A 23038-nucleotide genomic window follows, 5' to 3' on the forward strand; every position below is an offset into this window, starting at 1 on the left:
ACATCGACGAACCACCCCCACCCACCGTCCACTTCACCCCCGACATCAACGACAACCCCGCACACCCACCACCCTTCTAAACACGAACACGGGCGGTACGTCCGAGATGGCGACCGTACACGGGTGCGCCCGGGATACACGCGGAGCGCCGATTAAGCGCGGCATATGCGGGGGCGATGCGCAGGTGCGGAGCGCGCGGATAAGCAGGCGCGGGGCGCGGAGAATGCCGGTGCGCGAGGCGCGGAGGGTGCGGGTGCGCGAGGCGCGGAGGGTGCGGGTGCGCGAGGCGCGGAGGGTGCGGGTGCGCTCGGCCCGGAGGGCACGAGGTGCGGAGGCCGGAGGGCACGAGGTGCGGAGGCCGGAGGGCACGAGGTGCGGAGGCCGGAGGGCACGGGGTGCGGAGGCCGGAGGGCACGGACGGCTCGCGAGGTACGCGGGCACGGTGCGTGGTGCGCGGGGTGCACACGTGCGCGGGCGGGTGAGGGCCGCGGGCGGGAGGTGACGCGCCCCGCCCGCTCGCCTCACGCTGCGGCGTGCGCGGTGAGCGACATGCCGATCATGAGTGTCCGCACGGCGCGTTCGGTGCCGTCGGCGACGAACTCCGCACCGCGCTCGAACGCCTCCTCGAGGGCGACGGGCCTCGGCAGGATGCACTGCACCGCGTCGATCCCTGCCCCGTAGGCCGCGTCCGCATCGGCGCCTACCGTTCCCGCCAGGGCGAGCACGGGACGTCCCCGCAGCTTCGCGCGCCGGGCCACCTCGGCGGGGACCTTGCCGTTCGGCGTCTGCCCGTCGATGGACCCCTCGGCGGTGATCACCAGATCGGCGGCGGCGATGGCCGCATCCAGATCCACGGAGTCGAGCAGCACGTCGAAGCGCGGACGCAGCCGCCCGCCGATCGCGGCGAGTCCCGCTCCGAGGCCTCCCGACGCGCCGGTGCCGGGACCACGGCGCAGATCGTCACGGCCGGGTGCCAGATCACGCTCGAGAAGGCGCGACCAATGCTTGAGGTTCTTCGCGAGCACGTCGACCTGGCGCGGCGACGCCCCCTTCTGAGGACCGAAGACGCGAGCCACCCCGCGGGGGCCGGTGAGCACGTTCGACGGGTTGCAGGCCACATCGATCTGCACCTCCGCGAGGCGCGGGTCGAGGCCGGATGCGTCCAGCCGGTCCACGTGCCGCAACGCCTTCGCCCCGTCGGACACCTCGGCCCCCGACGCATCGAGCAGCCGCGCCCCGAGCGCCGCGAGCGCACCCGCACCACCGTCCGACGTGCCACTGTCGCCGCATCCGACGAGGATCCGGCGCGCGCCGGCATCCAGTGCGCTCCGGATGAGCTCGCCGACGCCGCGCGTCGTGGTGCGCAGCGGATTCCGGGCGTGGCGCGGGACGAGGCGGAGCCCGGCCGCGGCGGCCATCTCCACCACCGCGGTGGTGCCGTCACCGAGCATCGCGAAGTGGCTGTCGACGACATCGCCGACAGGACCCGTCACCCGGCGATGCTCGAGGCGCCCGCCGGTCGCAGCGGCGAGCGCCGCGGCGGTTCCCTCGCCGCCGTCGACGAGGGGCAGCAGGTCGATGCGCGCGTCGGGCAGGACGCGCCGCACACCCTCGCTGACGGCGTTCGCAACGGAGTCGGCGCCGAGGGACTCCTTGAAACCACTGGGAGCGATGAGGATGCGCAACGGGACGTGGGGAACGAACATGATCTTCCTCCGGGGGATGGGGATGGGGGATGGGGTTGGGGATGGGGTGGAGCGGGGCGTTCGGGGCAGAGCTACGGATGGGGATGGGGATGGGGATGGGGTGGAGCCAAGCGTTCGGGCGGAACTGGGGACGGGGGCGGTTCGGGCCGGTGTCAGGTGACGGGGATGCCGAGCAGCGGCCACCAGAAGACGGCAGCGACCAGCACTGCACCGATGACGTAGGGGGCGAGCACGAGCGAGAACGCGGCGAGCTGCCCGCGGGAGAACGTCGCGACCCCGTCCACGTCCGAGAACATCGCGACGGGTTTGGCCGACGAGGTGAGGGTGAGGCAGAAGCCGGCGGCCGCGGTCGAGGCGAGCGCGGCAGAGGCGGGGTCGAGCCCGGCGGCCGGAGCGACGGCGAGCACGATCGGCACGAGCACGCTCGAACGAGCCGACCGCGACTGAATGAGCAGGTGCGCGAACGCCGAGAACGCGATGATCGCGAGGAGCGCGACCACGGGTGCCGCCGCGGCCAACGGCGTCAGCAGGACGTCGGCGAGCGCATCCGCCGTGCCGGTCTCGATGACGGCCGACCCGATCGCGAGCGTCGCCGCGAGGAACAGCAGCAACGACCACGGCACCTGCGCGAGTGCCGCCTGAGGAGTCGCCACCCCGATGCCCGGCGCGACCGCGACGACCGCTCCGATCAGCGCCACCACCGCCGGCGGCAGCGAGTGGAACGGCTCGGTCAGCCATCCGGCGACGACCGCGAGCAGCAGGCCGAGCGCCCGCCACTCACCCGCCGTCATGCGCCCTCTCGGAGACGCTGCGGCCACGGCGCGGACGATCGGCGCGACGTCGGCCCGACGGTCGGCGCGGGAGAACACGACCGACAGCACGACCTCGGCCGCGATGTGCGCGGTGACGAACGCGACCGGCACCCCGCACGCCAGCCAGAGCAGGAACGAGATGCGCACCCCGGTGGCGGCGTGGATCAGCTCGGCGGCGATCACGTGCGCGCCGGCCCCGAGGATCGACGCGAAGGCCGAGAGCAGCACGACGGCCGGAAAGAGCAAGGAGAACCCGCGCTGCAGCGTCGGCGTCGGGAGCGCCGCGCCCAGCACCCGGAACAGCGGCAACGCGAGCGCGGCGCGGCCGCTCGTCGCCGGCACGGCGAACGCGGTCATGCACAGGGCGAGGGTCGTGCGGTGGGCGAGCCCCCGCACGCTCCGCGCCCCGCCGACCAGGCGCGCGGCGAGGCGCTCGACGATCCCGGATGCCGCGAGTCCCGCAGCAAGCATGCAGGCACCGATCAGCAGCCACACGGTGCTGTCCCCGAGCGAGGCGAAGAGGTCGGCCGAGGGCATCACCCCCGCGACGACGAGAGCGAGCGCGGCGAGGAGAGCGACGAGCGTGTCGTCCAGACGCGACAGCATCCACGTGGCCGTCGCCGCCGCGAACACGACGCACACGACCTGCTGCGGCACGGGCCACGACGAGGTCGCGAGCGCCGCGGCGACCGCCGCCGCCAGAACCACCAGCGCGACGACGACCGTGCGTCCGGCGGGACGGCGGCGGCGGGGCGCCGGGGCCGTCGTCCCGGTCGGGCCGCCCATCGGAGGCTGCACGGGCTCACGGTCCGCCGACGAGCGCTCGCTCGTCGCCGCGTCGGACGCCTCGGCGATCGGTCGGGTCGATGTGTTCATGACCCCACGATCGACCGGGCGCCTAAAGCGGCCCGCAGCCGGTCGTGAGAGCGTTCTTAGCCCGTGAGAGCGGGCTTAGTCACGCCAGTCGATAGCCCATGCCGCGGACGGTCTCGATGCGACCGGGCCCCAGCTTCTGCCGCAGGTACCCCACGTAGACGTCCACGACGTTGGATCCCGGGTCGAAGTCGAAACCCCACACCCGGCTCAGGAGCTGCTCACGGCTGAGCACGTGTCCGGGATGCCGGACGAACTCCTCGGCTAGGGCGAACTCCCGGGCCGACAGCTCGACCGAACGCTCCCCGACGTGCACACGACGTGTGCGGATGTCGAGCCGCAGGTCGCGATGGGACAGCTCGCTCGACGACCCCGCGTCGTCGCGCACCATCCGCAGCCGGATGCGCGCCACCAGCTCGTCGAAGCGGAACGGCTTGCCGAGATAGTCATCGGCGCCGCGCTCGAGCCCGGCCACGGTGTCCTCGAGCTCCACGCGCGCGGTGAGCATGATGACGGGCAGCCGCGAACCGGATCCGCGGATCTGCTCCAGCACCTCGAATCCGTCCATTCCCGGCAGGTTGATGTCGAGCACCAGCAGGTCGAACTCACCGGTGAGCGCCAGGTGGAGGGCGTCCGGTCCCGTCGTCGCCACCCGCGTCGCGAAGCCCGCCGCGCGCAGCCCCTTGTCGATGAAGCCCGAGATGCGGGACTCGTCGTCGGCGATCAGGATCGAAGCCATGCGAGCTCCTCGGTGCGGGCGTCGGCGGGACGCGTCGGCAGGGTGATCAGGAACAGCGCGCCGCCACCGGGCGCGTCGACGACGACGACGTCGCCGCCGTGCGCGCGCGCGATGACACGCACGATGTTGAGGCCGAGCCCGCTGCCCGGCTGCGAGGCGCCGCCCCGGTGGAAGCGCTCGAACACGTCCTTCTTCTGCGCGTCGGGCACGCCCGGCCCGTGATCGCGCACCCAGATCTCGATGCCGGCCGGAACCCGTCGGCTCCCCATGACGATCGAACCGCCGCCATGGGTGACCGCGTTCTGCGCGAGCTGCAGCGCCGCCTGGGTGATGCGACCCGGGTCCACCACGATGCGCGCCGCGGCGATGTCGCCCGGTGCGACGGTGGCCCCCTCGATGCCCGCCGCCTTGCGGATGATCGTGTGGAGCAGCTCGGCCGCATCCACCTCGCGCAGCGCGAGCGCCGCCGGACCCTGCAACGACGCGGATGCGGCGAGGTCCTGCACGAGGCGCCCCATCCGCTGCAGCTCGTCGACCGCAAGGTCACGGGTCTCGTCCACGTCGGCGGGGTCGTGCGCGTCCATCACCTCGACGTACCCGCGCACGATCGTGATCGGCGTCTTCAGCTCGTGCCCGACGTCGCTAAGCAGCTCGCGCTGCGACGCCCATGCGGCATCCAATCGGTCGAGCATGCCGTTCATCGTCACGGCCAGCTCGGAGACGTCGTCACGACCGTCGACGGGGAGCCGCTCGTCGAGCGACTGCGCCGACACCCGCGCGGCCGTCGCATTCATCCGCCGGAGGGGGCGCAGCAGACGCGTCGCGACGATGCCCCCGGCCGCGGCGATCAGCAGCACGGCGATGCCCGCGGTGAGGAGGTAGGCCTGCGCCGCCCCGTCGATCTCGGACAGCTCGGCGCCCACGTCGTAGGCCATCGTGTAGACCACCGGTTCGGCGGCGGGGTCGGTCTCGACCGCGATCGGCACGACCAGGTACCGCCACTGCACCCCCTCTTCGGCATAGAGACCGGTGCGCGCCTGGTCGCTCTGGGCACGCGCCACGACGTGGTCGACGAAGCCGGGGGCCGAGGTGAGGTCGACGTCGAGCGGCACCCCGGGCGCGAGCGCCGGCTCGCCGTTGACGATGCCCAGCGCACCCGTGTTGTCGTCGGGGCTCATGCGCTGCACGACCGCGTAGAGCGCGTCGCGCGAGGTCGGCCAGGCCGTCTGCTCCTGCGCGGACGGGTCGCCCGCGGCCACGATGTAGCGCGCGGTGAGCAGGTTGTCGGCGAGACGTTCGTCGAGTTGTCCGAGGATGCGGCCGCGCTCGACGGCGTAGACGACCACCCCGACCGACGCCATCCCGAGCGCGGCGACGAGCGTGATCACGAGCATGATGCGGGTGCGCACCGACAGCGCGCGTCGGCGGCGACGCAGCGGGTTCTCGGGCTCGGACACCCGTTCAGTATTCAATGCGCGCGGATGCTCCCCGCCCTTTCTAAGAGATGTCTCACCCCTGCCTCGCCGCGCGCGTGCTGGGATGGGACGGTGCCCGTGACCCCCTTCGTCGACGCAGAGCGCGTGCTTCGCGAGGTCGTCGACGACGCACCCGTCAGCGCCCGCAGCCGGGCACCGCTGGGCGACGGCACGGTCACCGGTTTCACGGTGAGCCCCGTCGGTGGGCGCTCCTTCATCGCCTATGTCGACGACTCGCACCTCCCGGTCGCGGCCGAGACGGGGGCCGTGCGCGAGGACGGCGTCCGGGTGTGGGAGCACCCGGCCGACCCGCACCTGCCCGCGCTGGCCGCCGTCGCTTTCCGCGGCGCCGTCACCGATCTGCTCACGCGCGCCGGCGTCGATGTCGTGGCCGCCCCCGAGATGGTCTCGTATCGCCCCGGACGCCGCGCGGTGCTGCGGGTGCCGACCCACGACGGCACGCTCTGGGCGAAGGTGGTGCCGCCCGCCAAGGCGGCCCGCATCGTCGAGCGCCACACGGCGGCGCGGCGGGGCGGGCTCCCCGTGCCGGCCGTCCGGTGCTGGTCGCCGGAAGGGCTGCTCGTCCTCGACGCGGCGGAGGGAACTCCCGCCACGGCCGGCCGATGGGAGCCGTCCGTGCTCGCCGCGAGCGTCCGGCGCCTCCGGGGGCGGCTCGCGGAATCCCCCCTCGCGCTCCGGGCCGCCGCGGGCGTCGACGCACGCGCCGACTGGTACCTCCGCCGGCTGTCGATCGCGCTGCCCGCGCAGGCCGCATCCCTCGCCGCGCTCGCGTCCGCGGTCACGGCGGGTGTCGCCTCCGCGGCGGACCGCACGCAGAATTCGGCCGCCGGCGCGGACACGGCCGCGGGGAGTCGTGCGGGGAGCGTCGTTCACGGCGACCTCCACATCGGCCAGCTGTTCCTCGACGACGCGGGCGAGGTCAGCGGGCTCATCGACCTCGACACGGCGGGCATCGGCGACCCCGACCAGGATGCGGCGGCGTTCCTCGGTCACGCCCTCGCCAGCGCGTCGCTCACATCCGACCCCGCATCGGCGCACCGACTCATCGAGCTCGCGCGGGCCTTCCACGCCGAGGAGCACGGGCCGCGCGTGCACGCGCTCACCGCGATCCACCTGCTCGGACACGCCGTCACCACGGTCGATGCGGGCGACGAAGACACCGCGCTGTCGCTCATCCGCGCCGCGCGACGCGTGGTCGCGCGCGGCGAGATCGCCGATCCCCTGGGCCGCCCGTCGACGGATCGCCATCCGACCGAGCACGACCTGTCTAAGAGACTCCTCACCGAAGGTTTCGAGTCGGTTTAGACCCGCCCCCGAGAGTGGATGTCGAGGCACCACCCGGAGCCTGCCCCGATCCCCCAGAGGAGACACGATGGACAAGAAGAAGTGGCTGACCTACGGCGTCGGCGGCGTGCTCGGCGCGGGCATCCTGGCCGGCGGCGCGACCGTCGCCGCTCAGGCGATGGAGCTGCGCACCTCCGATGGCCAGGTGCTCCCCGGCGGCGCCATCACGGGCCGCGAGAGCGCCGCGCTCGACGCCGACGGCGTGCTGGTGCGTCTGCACGACGACCACGTGTCCATCGTCTCGGCACCCGAACCGCAGCAGCTCGACGCGGACGACACGGTTCCGTCGGTGCCGTCGGTCCCCGAGGTCGCGCCGCCGCCCGCGCCGGCCCCGGAGGCGCCCGTCGTGCCCGCACCGCAGGCACCCGCCGACTCCGCACCGTCGATCGTCTCGGCACCGTCGAACTGACCGGACGCCCGCCCCCTCCGGCCGCGGCCGGATCGACGACGCCCCCTCCCCCGAGCATCGGGAGAGGGGACGTTTCGCGAGAGGCGACTGCCGGGACCAGGGCCTGCGCCCGGCAGGCGCCCCGGCAGGGCCAGCGCGTCGGTCAGGGCATGACGAGCACGGCCTTGACGGCCGCTCCCGACTGCGTGTCGGCGATCGCCTTCTCGATCTGGTCGAACGGGTACGTGGTGACGAGCGAGTCGAACGGGAACTCGCCCGCCTTGTACATCGCCAGCAGCTTGGGGATGAAGGTCTGCGGCACCGCGTCTCCTTCGATGGCGCCGACGAGGGTCACCCCGGAGCCGGAGAAGAGTCCGGCGGGCACGACGGCGTCGGGCTTGGGCACGCCGACGGTCGCGATCGTCGCGCCGAAGCGGGACGCCGCGGCGAGGTTGTTGATCACGGCCGGGACGGCGGTGGTGTCGAGCGAGTACGGCGCGCCGACCCCGCCCGTCGCCGCTTTGATCTGGTCGACGACGTCATCCGCCTTGCCGTCGACGAGGTGCGTGGCGCCCAGGCGCTTCGCGACCTCGAGACGCTCGGGCAGCACGTCCACGGCGACGATCGTCGTGGCGCCGGCGGCCTTGGCCGCCATGATCCCCGCGAGACCGACCGCGCCGGTGCCGGCGACGACGATGCTGTCGCCCGCTCCGACGCCCAGCGAGTTGAGCACGGTGCCGGCGCCGGTCTGGAACCCGCATCCGAGCGGTCCGACGATCTCGAGCGGCACATCGGCGTCGATCTTGACCGCGTTGCGGGCGGCGACCAGAGCGTGGGTCGCGAACGAGGACTGACCGAAGAAGCTGCCGACGACCTCGCCGCCGTCGGGGAGCGCCATGGTGCCCGTGCCGTCCGCGCGCACGCCGGCGACGTTCAACACCATGAACTGCAGGCAGTAGGCGGGCCGACCGTCGAGACAGTTCTCGCATCGACCGCACGATGCGAACGACACCGCGACGTGGTCGCCCTCGGCGAAGCCCGTCACGTCGGCACCGACGCGCTCGACGATGCCCGCGCCCTCGTGGCCGAGGACGCGGGGGAAGGCGCTCGGGATGTGGCCGTGCTGCACGGCCAGGTCGGTGTGGCAGAGGCCGGCGGCGACGATGCGCACCAGCAGCTCATCGGGATGAGGATCCTGCAGCACGACGTCTTCGAAGACGAAATCCTCATCGACTCCGGTGAGGACAGCGGCGAGCGCGGTGGTGGACATGGAACGACCTCCTGGGTGGATCATGCGCGCGTATGGATCCAGCGCGCATCCGCCAGGCTACGCCCGCCTCATCCACAACCATCCGAGATCGGTTCTCATTTACCCGGCCCGGCGCCGCGCGTCACTCCATCCCGCGGCTCAGGCGTGGAAGACGGCGTGCAGGTCGTCGTGACCGGCGACGGCGCGGCCGCCCAGGGCGTCGAGCTCCATGAGCACGGCGACACCGGCGACGACACCGCCGATGCGCTCGACGAGGTCGCGGGCGGCGGCGATCGTGCCGCCGGTGGCGAGCACGTCGTCGAGCAGCAGCACGCGCGTGCCGGCGGGGATGTCGTCGTGCATCTCGATCGTGGCGGTGCCGTACTCGAGCGCGTAATCGACCGCGGCGGCGGGCCGCGGGAGCTTTCCGGCCTTGCGGATGGGGACCAGCCCGACGCCCGCGGCGATCGCAGCCGCCCCGGCCAGCAGGAATCCACGCGCCTCGATGCCGGCGACGACGTCGTACGTGCCCGCGAACGGCTCCAGCATCGCGTCGACGACGGCGCGCAGGCCCGCGGCATCCGCCAGCAGAGGAGCGATGTCGCGGAACAGCACACCGGGCTCCGGGTAGTCGGGGATCACGGCGATGAGCTCTTCGGCGCGCGCGAGCGCGGCGGAATCAGTGGGGGTCACCCATCGATTTTAGTCGCCCGCGCGGGCGTCCCCTCCCCGCCCAGTGAGCACCCATTCCGCCACAGCGCATCCGTTCGGGTGCTCATTCGCCGAACGGATGCTCGCTCGGCGACACCCGCGGGAAACCCGGCTGTCGAATCGATACGATTTGCCGGGTAGCATCGTCGTCATGACCTCGACGCACGACGCCTCGACTCTTGTGACCGCCCCCGGATCCGAGTGGTGGCGCACCGCCGTCATCTATCAGATCTATCCCCGCTCGTTCGCGGATGCGAACGGTGACGGCATCGGCGACCTGCCCGGCATCACGGCACGGCTCGACTCGCTCGCCGACCTCGGCGTGGACGCCATCTGGCTGAGCCCGTTCATGGTGTCGCCGCAGAACGACGCCGGCTACGACGTGGCCGACTACTGCGACGTCGACCCGCTGTTCGGAACCCTCGGCGACTTCGACGCGATGCTCGCGAAGGCCCACGGCCTCGGCATCCGCGTGATCGTCGACCTGGTGCCCAACCACTCCTCCGACCAGCACGTCTGGTTCCAGCAGGCTCTGGCTGCCGCGCCCGGCAGCCCCGAGCGCGCGCGCTACATCTTCCGCGACGGCAAGGGCGAGAACGGCGAGCTGCCGCCCAACAACTGGGAGTCCGTCTTCGGCGGCGGGATGTGGGAGCGCATCACCGAAGCCGACGGCACCCCGGGCCAGTGGTACCTGCACATCTTCGACCCGTCGCAGGCGGACTTCGACTGGACCAACCCCGAGGTGCAGGAGTACTTCCGGGGCGTGCTGCGCTTCTGGCTCGACCGCGGCGTCGACGGCTTCCGGGTCGACGTGGCCCACGGCATGATCAAGAAGGACGGCCTGCCGGACTACACCCCGCCGGCCGACGGCGACTCGATGGGCGGCGAGGACGACGACGTACCGTACTGGGGTCAGCCCGGGGTGCACGACATCTACCGCGACTGGCACCAGGTGCTCGCCGAGTACGACGGCGACCGCGCACTGTGCGCCGAGGCGTGGCTGCCCACGCCCGACAAGACCGCCCTGTGGGTGCGCCCCGACGAGATGCACCAGGCGTTCAACTTCCCTTACCTCATGACCGAATGGGATGCGGCCGCGCTCCGCACCGTCATCACCGACTCGCTGCGCGCGTTCCCCGCTGTGGGCGCCCCGGCGACCTGGGTGCTGTCGAACCACGACGTCATCCGCCACGCATCCCGCCTGGCGCTGACCGCCGACAGCCCGCAGGGCGAGGGCATCGGACCGGACTCCGCGGCGCAGCCCATCCCGGAGCTCGGCCTCCGGCGCGCCCGCGCCGCATCCACCGTCATGCTCGCCCTGCCCGGTTCGGCGTACATCTACCAGGGCGAGGAGCTCGGCCTGCCCGAGGTCATCGACATCCCGGATGACGCCCGCCAGGACCCGACATGGTTCCGCACGAACCACGAGAAGTACGGCCGCGACGGATGCCGCGTGCCCATCCCGTGGGAGGCCGCTGCTCCCGCGTACGGTTTCAACACCACCGGCGACGCATGGCTGCCGCAGCCGGCCGAGTGGGCCGACCACGCGCGCGACGTCGAGGCCGCCGATGCCGACTCGACCCTGTCGCTGTACCGCACGCTGCTCGCCGAGCGCCGCGCGCACCTGCTCGGCTCCGCGCCGTTCACGTGGCTCGACGGCTTCGCCGACGACGTGCTGGCCTTCCGCTCGGGTGACGTGACCGTGATCGCCAACGTCGGCAGCGCCCCCGTGGAGCTGCCCGCCGGCCGCATCCTGGTCGCGAGCGAGCCCGTCGACGGCCGCACCCTGCCCGCCGACACCGCCGTCTGGCTCCTCGCCGACTGACCCCCGCCCGCCCCCGCGGCACCCCCGCCCGGCCCGGTCCCGCCCGGCTACGGCGTCCCGCCCCCCTTTGCCGAGCGCACATCCCGTCGCCGAGCGCACATCGTCCCGGATGTGCGCTCGCGCACCGGATGTGCGCTCGACCGGGTGAGAGGGGCGTCAGCCGCCGGGTGAGAGGGCGTCAAGGGCGGGGTGGGAGGGGGCTCAGTAGGCTCGGGGCATGGCCATCGACCTCGAAGCGCTGTACATCGACCTCCACCGTCACCCCGAGCTGTCGTTCCAGGAGACGCGCACGGCAGGGGTCGTGACCGCGACGCTCGCGGGCCTCGGCATCCCGTTCGAGGAGGGCATCGGCCGCACCGGCGTCGTCGCGACGCTGCGCAATGGCGAGGGCCCGGTCGTATGGCTGCGCGCCGACATGGACGGACTGCCGGTCGAGGAGCGCACCGGCCTGGCCTACGCCAGCACCGCGCACGGCGTCGACCCCGCCGGCCTCGACGTCCCCGTCATGCACGCGTGCGGGCACGACATGCACGTCACCGCCCTGCTGGGCGCACTCGAGCGCCTCGCCGCATCCACCGACGACTGGTCGGGAACGATCGTCGCCGTCTTCCAGCCCGCCGAGGAGTTCGGCGCCGGGTCGAAGGCGATGATCGCCGACGGGGTGTTCGACCGCTTCCCGCGCCCCGACGTCGTGCTGGGCCAGCACGTGACGCCGCTCCCCGCGGGCGTCATCGGGGTGCGCCCGGGCACGCAGATGGCCGCATCCGACGGACTCACTGTGACACTGCACGGCCGCGGCGGCCACGGCTCGCGCCCGCACGCCACCATCGATCCCGTCGTCATGGCGGCGGCGACGATCATGCGCCTGCAGACGGTCGTCTCGCGCGAGGTCGACCCGCGCGACGTCGCCGTCGTCACCGTGGGCTCGGTGCACGCCGGCCTCAAGCACAACATCATCCCGGCCGAGGCGACGCTGCAGCTGAGCCTCCGCTACCCCGACGACCGGATGCGGGAGCGTGTGCTCGAACGCGTCGAGCGCGTCATCAGGGCCGAGGCGGATGCGTCGGGCGCCGAGACGCCGCCCACCATCGTGACCGACCACACGCTGCCGCCCACGATCAACGACGTGGATGCCACGGCGCGCGTCTCGGCGGCGTTCCGTCGCGCGTACGGCGAGGCAGCCGTGATCGACCCCGGCATGTTCACCGGCAGCGAGGACGTCTCGTGGTTCGCCCGCGAGGCGAACGCACCGCTGGTCTTCTGGTTCTGGGGCGGAGTCGATCCCGAGCTCTTCGCCCGCGCCGAGGCCGAGGGGACGATCGAGCGCGACATCCCCACGAACCACTCGCCGTTCTTCGCGCCGGTGCTGCACCCCACGATCGAGCGCGGTGTCGACAACCTGGTCATCGCCGCGCGGGAGTGGCTGGGTGCGGGGACCACGGACTCGGCCTGACGGTGTCCGCTGACTCGCAGGCCGTGCAGGCCTTGGCTGCGGCCAACGGCTGGGAGTACTCTCCCGGCGGCACCTCGGAGCTCACCGGACTCGTCTTCCGGGACGCGGCCGGCGCGAGGCGTCACCTGCACCGAGTGGGCGACGTCGTGCGCATCGCCTCGGGGCCCACGGAGATCGGCAACAGCGCCTACTCGTTCACTGTCGATCTCTCCCTGATCAGCGTCACGTGGGGCTACGCGACCGTGCCGCTGCCGCATCCGGCGCCGGCGTTGGTGGTCGAGACGAGCAATGCGCTGCGCAGACGACCGCTCCCCGCCCTTCCCGCCGAGTTCACTCGCCGCGCCGTTCACGGCCGCGGTGCGAGCCCAGGGCGCGGGGGCAGAATGTCACCGTGACCGTTCCGGTGAACTACGAGCCCCTCCACCATCCCCCCGCGCCCGTGCCGGGCTGGAACTCCGAGGCCCAGATCGTGCAGGTCTTCGCCGAGGCGAACGGCTGGCGGTACTACGCCCTCGCGACGGATCAGCCGCTGCCCGGCGTCGTGTTCCGTGAACGCAACGGCGCTCCTCGTTTCACCCAGCGCGCCGTCAACATCGTCCGTATCCCCGGGCCGCCCCTGACCGAGATCGGCAACAGCTTCTACACCGAGATCGCGATGGGCAACCAGTTCACCCAGGCGTGGGGGTACGCCGCGCTGCAACTGGAGGAGGGAGCGCCGCCGCTCGTCGTCCAGAACGAGCGCGTGGCCCACCGCTCCGCCCTTCCGACGCTGCCCGCCGCGCCCGGCGTTCCTCTCGGCGCCGACGGCCGTTTCACGCTGTACAGCGACGCGAGCGCGCACGCGTGGGCACAATGGCTGTTCGACGACGAGGTGCGCGGACTGCTCGACGACGGCACCCTGGGATTCCACGTCGAAATCGCGCCCGGTTGGCTGTTCCTCTATGCGCCGCATCCGCTCGCCGTGCCCGACCCCGCCGTCTGGCAGCGCCTGCTCGCGCTCGTCTCGGCTCTGCGGTCACGACTCGGCGGACGCGTACCCGAGGCGGGTGCACCCGCGTCGCCCAGCGGCCCGCCCCAGCCGATCGAGCCCGTCGACGACGTGACCCCCGCCGGCACGCCGGCGCCCCCCGTGCCGCAGGCGGCTCCGCTCACCATGCGTTCGAACGGCGCCGCAGTGAACGGGGCGCGCGTCTGGATCATCACGGGCCTCGTGGTGGGCGGGGGCGCCGTCGCGATCCTCGCCACTGCGCTGTCGGGCGCGCTGCGCTGAGTCATCGCGGCGCTCAGCCCACCGGAACCCGAGCGGCTGGGCTGATCAGCCGCGACGGCGTCAGCGCCGCGCTGAGACCGACCCGCGCGGTGTCGAGGCCGACCCGGCCCGCAGCCGCCGATCGATCGCGGCGATGGCCTTGTCGATGCCCAGATACAGATAGGCGACGACCTCGAGCGCCACGGTGAGCCCGACGATCCACAGCACGACGCCGTCCACGCCGTTGCGATCCACATCCATGAATGGGTACGGGTAGCGCGTGCCGCCGCCGAACGTGCCGCCCAGGCCGCCGTACACGAACGCGAACGCGAGGTAGGCGTAGGGCAGCAGCGCCCACAGCAGCGGGTCGAGCGCACGGATGCGTCCGTGCGGCACGAACACGAGCCAGTCCACGATCGCGAGGATCGGCGTGATGATGTGGATGAGGTTGTCGGTCAGCGTGAACGGCGTGTAGCCGGTGTTCTGCGTGAACGCCTCGGGCACCAGCACGATCAGGTAGATGAGCATCGTCACGGTGATCGCGAACGCGACGGCGGCCGAGAACCGCGGGGACGGCGTCGACCAGCCCCGCGCGCCGTCGGCGCGGAGGTCGCGCAGCGTCCGGACGACCAGGATCACCATCCACACGAGGCACAGCATGTTGCTGAGCACCGTGTAGTAGAGGAACTGCACCCCGCTCGGGCGTCCGTCGAAGATCCCGCTGACGCGCCCGATCCCCCAGGCCATCAGGAGGACGGCGATGATCCGGAAAACCAGAGCGGCGCGACGGTCGGGCAGAATCATCCGCTCATCGTAGGACACGGCAACGGTTGAGTGACGGTCGGGCCGCGCACGGAGCGGTGGATTGCGCAGCGTGCCACCCAAGGCGTAGTGTCGCGCGTCGTGACCAACGAGAGCGCCGACGCGGCGCCGGAGTCCCCGATCGCGAAACGCATCCTGATCGGGGATCCCCTGGCATCATCGGATGCCGACGAACACCTGCTGAAGAAGCGCATGGCGCTGCCGATCTTCGCGTCCGACGCGCTGTCGTCGGTGGCGTACGCGCCGCAGGAGCTGCTGATGATCCTGCTGATCGGCGGGCTGTCGTTCCTGTCGTTCAGCCCATGGATCGCCGGCGCCGTCGTCCTGCTGCTGGTCGTCGTGGTGCTGTCGTACCGCCAGCTCATCAAGGCGTACCCCTCGGGCGGCGGCGACTACGAGGTCGCGCGCACGAACCTGGGCGAGATTCCGGGCGTGATCGTCGCCTCGGCACTGCTGGTCGACTACATCCTCACCGTGGCGGTGTCGGTCGCGTCCGGTGTCGACAACATCATCTCGGCGCTGCCCGGCCTCAATCCGTGGCGGGTGGAGCTGGCCGTCGGCTTCGTCATCCTGATCGTCATCGTCAACCTCCGCGGCGTCCGCGAGGCGTCGCGCGCGTTCGCCCTGCCGACCTACATCTTCATCGGCTCGGTCGCGATCATGATCGTCACCGGCATCGTCCGCTGGATCGGCGGCGACACCCCGGTGGCCTCGAGCGCCCAGTTCGACGTGCAGGCCGAGAGCCTCACCCAGGCGGCTGTGATCCTGCTCATCCTCCGCGCGTTCTCGAGCGGCTGCTCGGCGCTGACCGGCGTCGAGGCCGTCTCCAACGGCGTGCCCGCGTTCCGCCGCCCCAAGATCAAGAACGCCCAGGGCACCCTGGTCGCCATGGGCGCGGTCGCCATCCTGCTGTTCTCGGGGCTGACCCTCCTGGCCCTCGTCTCGGGCGTCCACTACGCCGAGAACCCCTGCCACCTCATCGGCTTCGACTGCACCCAGCCGCAGCCGAGCCTCATGGCGCAGGTGGCCGCCGCCACGTTCGGGATGAACTCGATCCCGTTCTTCCTCATCCAGGCGGCGACGGCGTGCGTGCTGCTGCTGGCCGCCAACACCGCCTTCAACGGCTTCCCGCTGCTCGGCGCCGTGCTCGCGCGCGACGGCTACGCGCCGAAGTCGATGAACACGCGCGGCGACCGCCTGGTGTTCTCGAACGGCATGATCCTGCTGGGCGTCGCCGCGATCGTCGTGCTGGTGGTGTCGCAGGCCAACCTCACCACCCTCATCCAGCTCTACATCATCGGCGTCTTCGTGTCGTTCTCGCTCGGACAGATCGGCATGGTGCGCCACTGGCGCCGTCAGCTGCGCGGGATGCGGGAGCTCTCGCCCGAGGCGCGGCGCCAGCAGTCGGCGCGCGTGCAGCATCGCGAGATCGTCTCGGGCCTGGTCATCAACTCGCTCGGCGCGGGCCTCACCGCGGCGGTGTTCCTCATCGTCACGGTCACCAAGTTCACGCACGGCGCCTGGCTGGTCTTCCTCGCCATCCCCGTGCTGTCGCTGCTGATGTTCGGCGTCAGCCGCTACTACCGCGACGTCGAGCACGAGATCACCTTCGACGACACGACCCACTTCGGCTCCTCCGGGGATGTGGCGCTCGTGCTCGTCGGCCGCCTGCAGAAGCCCGTCGCCAAGGCGCTCGACTACGCGCTGGCAGCGCGCCACGACAAGACGATCGGCCTGCACGTCGCGGTCACCAAGGAGTCCGCGGCCGCCGTGCAGAAGGAGTGGGAGGAGCATCGGATGCCGGTGCCCCTGCTCATCCTCGAGTCGCCGTACCGCAGCTACGTCGCGCCGATCACCGCGTTCATCGAGAAGTACCGCGAGAAGCACGGACCCGCCGTGGTGACGGTGTACCTGCCGCAGTACATCGTCGGCCACTGGTGGGAGTCGTTCCTCCACAACCGCCGCGCCCGCCGCATCGCCAACCAGCTCATGCTCGTGCACGGCGTGACGATCACGCTCGTGCCCTGGTTGCTCGACTCGTCGGAGCTCATCTACGGCCGCCGCTCCCGACCGTTCGCGGGCCAGGAACGCGCCGGTCACCCCGTCGACGCCCCGCGCCCGGCACAGGCGCGTCCGCGCGACACGAGTCCACCGACGCAGGGCGGAACTAGCCTGGAGGGGTGAGCTCCCCGAACGCCGACACCCCGCTCGACCCCGCCGCGCTGCGCGCGGACTTCCCGATCCTCTCCCAGACCATCGGCGACGCACCGCTCGTGTACCTCGACTCGGGCGCTACCAGCCAGAAACCGCGGGCGGTCGTGGACGCCGAGGTGGACTTCCTCCTCCGCGCCAACTCGGCCGTCCACCGCGGAGCGCACACGCTCGCCGCGGAGGCCACCGAGCTCTACGAGGACGCCCGGGCGACCGTGGCCGGCTTCGTGGGCGCCGACGAGGAAACCCTCGTCTGGACCGCCGGCGCGACCGCGTCGCTCAACCTCGTCGCGTACGCGATCGGCAACGCCACCGCGGGGCGCGGCGGCGCCGCGAGCGCTGCGCTCGCGCTCCGAGCGGGCGACGAGATCGTCGTCACCGAGATCGAGCACCACGCCAATCTCATCCCGTGGCAGGAGCTCGCCGCGCGCACCGGGGCCGTGCTGCGCCACATCCCCGTGCACGACGACGGCACGCTCGATCTGGATGCCGCCGCGACGCTGATCGGCGAGCGCACCCGCGTCGTCGCGTTCCCGCACGTCTCGAACGTGCTGGGCATCGTCAACCCGGTGGCGGAGCTCGTTGCGCTCGCGCGCGCGGTCGGCGCCGTGACGGTGCTCGATGCCTGCCAGTCGGTACCGAACCTGCCCGTCGATTTCGCCGCCCTGGGCGTCGACCTCGCCGCGTTCTCGGGGCACAAGATGCTCGGCCCCTACGGTATCGGCGGGCTCTACGGCCGCCGCGAGATCCTCGACGCCCTGCCCGTGTTCCTCACCGGCGGATCGATGGTCACGACCGTCACGCAGGATGAGGCCGAGTTCCTCCCGGCGCCACAGAAGTTCGAAGCCGGCACGCAGCCGGTGTCGCAGACGATCGGGCTCGCCGCCGCGGCGCGCTACCTCGACGCCCTCGGGATGGACGCCGTGCGCGACCATGAGCGCGCGATCGAGCGCCGCACGATGGCGGCCTTGCGCGAGATCCCCGGCGTGCGACTGCTGGGCGATGCGTCGGGCGTCGACCGCGTCGGGATCGCGGCGTTCGACGTCGCGGGCGTGCACGCGCACGACGTCGGCCAGTTCCTGGATGCGCGGGGCATCGCGGTGCGGGTGGGCCACCACTGCGCCAAACCGCTGCATGCCCGTTTCGGGCTCACCGCATCCGTGCGCGCCTCGGCATCCGTCTTCACGACCGAGAGCGACGTCGATGCGCTGATCGACGCGCTGGGCGACGTGCGCGCCTACTTCGGGGTCGACGCATGAGCGGGCTCGACGGGCTGTACCAGGAGCTCATCCTCGACCACTCGAAGCACCCGCACGGCACGCCGCTCGCCGAGCCCGACGGCCGCTCGGCGACCTCGCACCAGCGCAACCCGATCTGCGGCGACGAGGTCGAGCTGCGGGTGCGGGTGACCGACGACGGCGCGATCCGCGACGTCACGTGGACGGGCGCGGGCTGCTCGATCTCGCAGGCCTCCGCCTCCATGCTCGCCGCGCTGATCGACGACCGCGTGGACGAGGACGGACCGCTCTCTGCCGACGAGGCACGGGCGCTCGTGGCGGGGTTCCGCGAGGCGCTGCGCTCACGCGGCACCATCCCGCTCGACGAAGACCGCTTCGGCGACGCCGCCGCCCTCTCGGGGGTGTCGAAGTTCACGGCCCGCGTGAAGTGCGCGATGCTCTCGTGGGTCGCGCTCGAGGACGCCCTCGCGCGCGCCTGATCGCCTGACCGCACGCGCGGCTGCGCGCCGCACGAGAAACGCCCCGCCGAAGCGGGGCGTTTCTGCGTTCGCGGGCGGAGTGCGCCCGGGGGATGCCGCGGTCAGAGCCGCGGCATCCGGGAGCTCAGCGGGAGCCGGCGGGAGCGCTGGCGCGACCGCGGCCACCGCGACGACGCGGGGTGCCGTCGGTGCCGGCGGCCGGAGCCGCACCGCCCGAGCGGGCCATCGACTCGGCCCAGGCGCGCTGCTGCTCGCTGACCGAATCGCCGATCGACTGCGCACCGCGGGGCGCGGTGTGCGAGACCTCGCGGCCGCGCTCACCCGGACGACCGGAACCGGCCTGGGTGCGCACGCCGCCGCCGCGCGGGGCGTCGCCCGAACGGACGGGCTTGCCGCGGCCGGCGTTGTCGCGGCCCGAACCGGCGCCACGGCCACCGTCGCGGCCTGCGTTGTCGCGGCCGGCGTTGTCGCGGCCGGCGCCACGGCCGGAACCACGACCGGCGTCACCGCCACGGCCAGAACCGGATGCGGGGCGACCCGCTCCGCGCCCGCCGGCGGCCGAGCCGGAACGGCCCGATCCCCCGGCAGCGCCGGAACGACCACGACCCGAGCCACCCGAGACCGGTGCCGCCACGGGCGCGGCCTTCACCTTGGGGGCCGGCTCGCCGACGAGTTCGCGGACGGCCGCGTGCGTGGCGTCGACGGGCTCGAGCGGAGCCGTGATCGCGGCCTTCCGCAGCAGGTCGGCCAGGTCGCGGCGCTGGGAATCCAGCACGACCGTGACGACGGTGCCCTCGGCACCGGCGCGAGCGGTACGGCCCGAGCGGTGCAGGTACGCCTTGTGCTCGGCGGGCGGGTCGACGTGGACGACCAGCTCGACGTTGTCGACGTGCACGCCGCGAGCGGCGACGTCGGTCGCGACGAGCACGCGCACACCGCCGGCCTCGGGGGCGGCGCTGAAGGCGGCGAGGTTGCGCTCACGCGCATTCTGCGACAGGTTGCCGTGCAGGTCGACCGACGGGATGCCGTCGGCGATGAGCTTCTTGGCCAGCTTCTTGGCTTGGTGCTTGGTGCGGGTGAAGAGGATGCGGCGACCCTGACCCGACGCGAGAGTGCGGACGAGCTCGTTCTTGTCGTCGTCGGCCACGCGGAAGACCCGGTGGGTCATGGCGGCGGCGGGAACGCTCGACTCGTCGACCTCGTGGCGCACCTCGTTCTTCAGGAAGCGGCGCACGAGGCTGTCGACGCCGCGGTCCAGCGTCGCGCTGAACAGCAGGCGCTGTCCGCCCGGCGCGGTCGCCGCGAGGATGCGGGTGACACCGGGCAGGAAGCCCAGGTCCGCCATGTGGTCGGCCTCGTCGAGCACCGCGATCTGGACGCGGTCGAGACGGATGACGCCCTGCTTCATGAGGTCTTCGAGACGGCCGGGGCAGGCCACGACGATGTCGACGCCGGCGCGCAGCGCCTGCTCCTGCGGCTTCTGGCTCACGCCGCCGAAGATGGTCGTGACGCGCAGCCCCACCTCATCCGCGAGCGGGGTGAGGGTGGCGGCGATCTGGGTCGCGAGTTCGCGGGTCGGTGCCAGCACGAGGCCCGTGGGGCGGCCGGGGGTGCGCGCGACGCCCGTCAGGCGGGTGACGAGCGGCAGCGCGAACGCGATGGTCTTGCCGCTGCCGGTGCGGCCGCGGCCGAGCACGTCGCGCCCGGCGAGCGAGTCGGGGAGGGTTCCCTCTTGGATGGGGAACGCTTCGGTCTTGCCGGCGTCTGCGAGGACACGGGCCAGGGGCGCGGGCACGCCGAGATCGAGGAAAGTAGGCATGGATGTAGAGCTTTCGGATGACGCGCCTCTTGGCGCTGAGTGGGCGACGGCGCGGTATCGCGCATCGGTTCGCCGCTCGCGACGTGGCCCGGGTGTCAGATCCCCGGCGACGTGTCGACGACGCAGTCGCCCGAAGGCGACACATCACCCTACCATCCGCCACCCGCACCGGCCGGATCAATGAATGTCTGTGGCCCTGCACAACGCGCAGCGCGGGGCGACGACCGCGACTCGTCCACATCCACGAAGCTCGTGCGAAGCGCACGCAGACCCCGTAAGCAAGAGCCCGTGCGCACCCGACGTCCCCTCAGCATCCTCGCCACCGCCCTGCTCGCCGCGGCCGCCGTCGCCTGCACCCCGCAGGCGGCGCAGGCACCGACGCCGGCGCCCATCACCGTCGACACGACCGAAGCCGCCGCGGGGATCGTGGTGGGCGAGGGCCCGGTGGAGATCTGGCTGTGGACCGACCCGTCGTGCCCGCACTGCGCGCTGCTCGACGAGGCGATCGGCGACGACCTCACCACCCTGATCGACGACGGCGAGGTCACGCTCACGCTGCACCCCATGACCTACGTCAGCGCCAAGCGCGGCGACGACACCGACTACTCCACGCGCGCCGCGGCCGTGCTGTTCGCCGCCGCGGAGGACACCGCCGCCATCCCCGCCCTCTACGCGCTGATCCAGCAGAACCAGGTGTCGGATGCGGGAGCACCCACGGACGACGACCTGCTCGCCTACGCCCGCGAGGCGGGGGTGAGCCGCGACCTCCGACCCGCCCTGGCCGACGCGGCGCTCCTCGCGCAGGCCTCGAACGACGCCTGGCTCGGCGAGACCGTGCCCGGCACGACGCAGGTCGTCGACCACGTGCCGCTCCTCGTCATCGACGGCGCGGTCTTCGAGGTCCGCGAGGACGGCTCGGATGCCGCCCGCTTCGCCGACGCGGTGGCCACCGCGCGGGCGGCGCACCGGTAGCCCGCAGAGTTCAGGCGCTCGACCCGCCGCGCCCCGATGATGAGAGCGCCGCGGGTCGGGCGCCTGACGCCCGAGACCTCAGCCCGCGAGCACCTCGTTCTCGAGGCGGGCGTAGCCGGCCTCCATGCCGTCCGTCATCCCGGTGGCGAGCACCATGTCGCGCGTGGCCGCATCCGGGTACTCGATGAGCAGGGTGAGCAGCGTCGCGCCGTCCTCGTCGTAGAGCGACAGATCGTTGGTCGTCGGTGGGTAGTCGGTGCCGATCATGTGCTCGGTGGTCACCCACCGGCGTCCCGGCTCGACGACCAGCGTCTCGCCGTCGAACCCGAACGCCTCGCCCTCGGTGCCCGCCTCGGGCGCCCAGCCGTAGCGGTACGCACCGCCCGGTCGCAGGTCGATCTCGCAGTCGGTCATGCGCCATCCGTCGGGTCCGAAGAGCCAGCGGCGCACGAGAGCCGGGTCGGTGTGCGCGCGCCACACGGCGTCGGCCGGGCCGTCGATCAGCCGTGTGATGCGCACGTGCTGGTCGTCGAGGATCTCGGTGCGCGTGCCCTTTCCGCGGGCGTACTCGCGGAGGTCCTGCAGCACCGCGTCGAGCTGGTTGAACGCGAGCGTCGAGCCCTCGACGGCACCCATCGCGACGATCTGCTCGAGCGCCTCGGCGGAGTCGAAGCGGGTCACGCTCGTCACGCGCGAGCCCGACGGGGTGGCCTCGAAAGTGAAGGTCATGCGCGAGACCGGCATGCCCTCGATCGGCGCTCCGCTCTCGTCGGCGAACGCGTCGGTGACCTCGAAGGCGCTCTGCGGGTCGATGTCGACGAACTCCCAGCGGCCGCCGAAGCGCTCCCCCTGCGGACTCGTCATCACGTAGTGGGCGCTCTCGCCGACGGCGAAGTCGAAGCGCGTGAACGCCGCGGGGTATCCGGGCGGACCCCAGAAGCGCTCCAGCTGGCGGGGATCGGTGAACGCCCGCCAGAGCCGCTCCTTCGGCGCGGGGAAGTCGCCGACGAGCGTCATGGTCAGGGCCTCAGCGTCGGTGGTGACGGCGGTGACGGGCATGTGCTTTCTCCTCTGGATGGGGATGTGTGGACGCGGGCGCACCGCATCCGGGTCAGGGGTCTTCGGCGAGCAGGTCGTCGAGGCGATCGATGCGCGCGCGCCACAAGTGCTCGTAGTCGGCGAGCAGGCGGCGAGCGCGCGCGATGGTGGCGGGGTCGGCGCGCACGAGGCGCTCCCTTCCGTCGGCGCGTTTGACCACCAGATGCGCGGCTTCGAGCACCGCGACGTGCTTCTGCACGGCGGCGAACGACACCTCGTAGGTCGCGGCCAGGGCCGAGACCGACTGCTCGGCCTCGAGGGTGCGCCGCAGGATGTCGCGGCGCGTGCGATCGGCGAGGGCCCGGAAGATCCGATCCACCTCGGCGTCGCTGAGTTCCATATCTACAACCATTTGGTTGTACGTTAGCCCCGCTCCGCCCCCGCCACAACCCCCCTGCTCCTCGCACCCTCCGCACCCTCCGCCCCCTCCTCTTCGCCGCCCGCCCCCTCCTCGCCTCCCGCCCCCCTCCTCGCCGCCCTCTTCTCTGTTCATTCGTCGCGTATGCGGGGTGTTTGGGGGCGCCCCCCCCCCCAAGCCGCCGCATTACATGGGG

General features: G+C 72.3%; 20 protein-coding genes. 10 read left to right on the forward strand and 10 right to left on the reverse strand.

The genetic code is table 11. The features are described 5' to 3' along the window. Nucleotides 1–521: 521 nt before the first annotated feature. The 4 genes from AB0N73_RS15285 to AB0N73_RS15300 form a co-directional block, all read right to left on the reverse strand. On the reverse strand, nt 522–1706 hold the full coding sequence (locus AB0N73_RS15285; RefSeq protein WP_363565012.1) for a glycerate kinase: 1185 nt from the start codon (nt 1704–1706) through the stop codon (nt 522–524). A 152-nt stretch (nt 1707–1858) separates the two neighbouring features. Next, a complete protein-coding gene (locus AB0N73_RS15290; protein ID WP_363565014.1) occupies nt 1859–3394 on the reverse strand; it encodes an SLC13 family permease in 1536 nt (511 codons plus the stop codon). A gap of 79 nt (nt 3395–3473) precedes the next feature. Beyond that, complete coding sequence (locus AB0N73_RS15295; protein ID WP_363565016.1) at nt 3474–4130, reverse strand: response regulator transcription factor; 657 nt, start codon at nt 4128–4130, stop codon at nt 3474–3476. Continuing rightward, nucleotides 4115–5587 carry a HAMP domain-containing sensor histidine kinase gene (locus AB0N73_RS15300; protein WP_363565018.1) on the reverse strand — a complete coding sequence of 491 codons (1473 nt, stop codon included), beginning with the start codon at nt 5585–5587 and terminating at the stop codon, nt 4115–4117. Before AB0N73_RS15300 ends, AB0N73_RS15295 begins: the two co-directional genes overlap by 16 nt. 90 nt (nt 5588–5677) lie before the next feature. Here AB0N73_RS15300 and AB0N73_RS15305 point away from each other — a divergent pair, with 90 nt between their 5' ends. Both AB0N73_RS15305 and AB0N73_RS15310 read left to right on the forward strand, forming a co-directional pair. After that, nucleotides 5678–6931, forward strand: coding sequence for an aminoglycoside phosphotransferase family protein (locus tag AB0N73_RS15305; protein WP_363565020.1), 1254 nt, complete (start codon nt 5678–5680; stop codon nt 6929–6931). Between the two features lie 67 nt (nt 6932–6998). Further along, entirely contained in the window at nt 6999–7379 is a 381-nt protein-coding gene (locus tag AB0N73_RS15310; protein WP_363565022.1) for a hypothetical protein, read from the forward strand. Nucleotides 7380–7521: 142 nt separating this feature from the next. Here AB0N73_RS15310 and AB0N73_RS15315 read toward each other — a convergent pair whose 3' ends face one another. Then, the gene (locus AB0N73_RS15315; RefSeq protein WP_363565024.1) at nt 7522–8628 is read right to left on the reverse strand and encodes an NAD(P)-dependent alcohol dehydrogenase; all 1107 of its coding nucleotides are present in this window, start codon (nt 8626–8628) and stop codon (nt 7522–7524) included. Between the two features lie 138 nt (nt 8629–8766). Further along, nucleotides 8767–9300, reverse strand: coding sequence for an adenine phosphoribosyltransferase (locus AB0N73_RS15320; protein ID WP_363565026.1), 534 nt, complete (start codon nt 9298–9300; stop codon nt 8767–8769). A 169-nt stretch (nt 9301–9469) separates the two neighbouring features. On the opposite strand from AB0N73_RS15320, the gene AB0N73_RS15325 reads away from it, so the two are divergent. The 4 genes from AB0N73_RS15325 to AB0N73_RS15340 all read left to right on the forward strand — a co-directional run bounded on the left by AB0N73_RS15325 (nt 9470) and on the right by AB0N73_RS15340 (nt 13866). Then, nucleotides 9470–11143 carry a glycoside hydrolase family 13 protein gene (locus AB0N73_RS15325; protein ID WP_363565028.1) on the forward strand — a complete coding sequence of 558 codons (1674 nt, stop codon included), beginning with the start codon at nt 9470–9472 and terminating at the stop codon, nt 11141–11143. Nucleotides 11144–11360: 217 nt separating this feature from the next. Further along, nucleotides 11361–12596 carry an amidohydrolase gene (locus AB0N73_RS15330; protein WP_363565030.1) on the forward strand — a complete coding sequence of 412 codons (1236 nt, stop codon included), beginning with the start codon at nt 11361–11363 and terminating at the stop codon, nt 12594–12596. 2 nt (nt 12597–12598) lie between these two features. Next, nucleotides 12599–12991, forward strand: coding sequence for a hypothetical protein (locus AB0N73_RS15335; RefSeq protein ID WP_363565032.1), 393 nt, complete (start codon nt 12599–12601; stop codon nt 12989–12991). After that, nucleotides 12988–13866 carry a hypothetical protein gene (locus tag AB0N73_RS15340; protein ID WP_363565034.1) on the forward strand — a complete coding sequence of 293 codons (879 nt, stop codon included), beginning with the start codon at nt 12988–12990 and terminating at the stop codon, nt 13864–13866. The genes AB0N73_RS15335 and AB0N73_RS15340 overlap by 4 nt, the downstream gene beginning before the upstream one ends. Nucleotides 13867–13926: 60 nt before the next feature. On the opposite strand, the gene AB0N73_RS15345 is transcribed toward AB0N73_RS15340, so the two are convergent. Further along, on the reverse strand, nt 13927–14649 hold the full coding sequence (locus AB0N73_RS15345; protein ID WP_363565036.1) for a Pr6Pr family membrane protein: 723 nt from the start codon (nt 14647–14649) through the stop codon (nt 13927–13929). A gap of 87 nt (nt 14650–14736) precedes the next feature. Between AB0N73_RS15345 and AB0N73_RS15350 the strand changes: the two genes are divergently transcribed. Genes AB0N73_RS15350 through sufU form a run of 3 tightly spaced genes read left to right on the forward strand, consistent with a single transcriptional unit; the run spans nt 14737 to nt 18595 of the window. Continuing rightward, nucleotides 14737–16851, forward strand: a complete 2115-nt coding sequence (locus AB0N73_RS15350; protein ID WP_363565038.1) for an APC family permease — start codon at nt 14737–14739, stop codon at nt 16849–16851. Then, nucleotides 16848–18137 (forward strand): SufS family cysteine desulfurase, encoded by a 1290-nt coding sequence (locus tag AB0N73_RS15355; RefSeq protein WP_363565040.1) that lies wholly within the window; start codon nt 16848–16850, stop codon nt 18135–18137. Before AB0N73_RS15350 ends, AB0N73_RS15355 begins: the two co-directional genes overlap by 4 nt. Then, a complete protein-coding gene (gene sufU, locus AB0N73_RS15360) occupies nt 18134–18595 on the forward strand; it encodes a Fe-S cluster assembly sulfur transfer protein SufU (protein WP_363565042.1) in 462 nt (153 codons plus the stop codon). Before AB0N73_RS15355 ends, sufU begins: the two co-directional genes overlap by 4 nt. A gap of 124 nt (nt 18596–18719) precedes the next feature. Here the strand turns inward: sufU and AB0N73_RS15365 are convergent, their stop codons facing one another. After that, complete coding sequence (locus tag AB0N73_RS15365) at nt 18720–20414, reverse strand: DEAD/DEAH box helicase (RefSeq protein WP_363565044.1); 1695 nt, start codon at nt 20412–20414, stop codon at nt 18720–18722. Nucleotides 20415–20702: 288 nt separating this feature from the next. Between AB0N73_RS15365 and AB0N73_RS15370 the strand changes: the two genes are divergently transcribed. Then, the gene (locus tag AB0N73_RS15370) at nt 20703–21386 is read left to right on the forward strand and encodes a thioredoxin domain-containing protein (protein WP_363565046.1); all 684 of its coding nucleotides are present in this window, start codon (nt 20703–20705) and stop codon (nt 21384–21386) included. Nucleotides 21387–21464: 78 nt separating this feature from the next. Here AB0N73_RS15370 and AB0N73_RS15375 read toward each other — a convergent pair whose 3' ends face one another. Together AB0N73_RS15375 and AB0N73_RS15380 are read right to left on the reverse strand one after the other, a co-directional pair. Further along, nucleotides 21465–22445, reverse strand: a complete 981-nt coding sequence (locus AB0N73_RS15375; protein ID WP_363565048.1) for an SRPBCC family protein — start codon at nt 22443–22445, stop codon at nt 21465–21467. Between the two features lie 52 nt (nt 22446–22497). After that, complete coding sequence (locus tag AB0N73_RS15380) at nt 22498–22836, reverse strand: metalloregulator ArsR/SmtB family transcription factor (protein WP_363565050.1); 339 nt, start codon at nt 22834–22836, stop codon at nt 22498–22500. Nucleotides 22837–23038: the final 202 nt, after the last annotated feature.

Source organism: Microbacterium sp. NPDC089189 (genome assembly GCF_040685095.1).
In the GTDB taxonomy this organism is placed as follows: Bacteria; Actinomycetota; Actinomycetes; order Actinomycetales; family Microbacteriaceae; genus Microbacterium.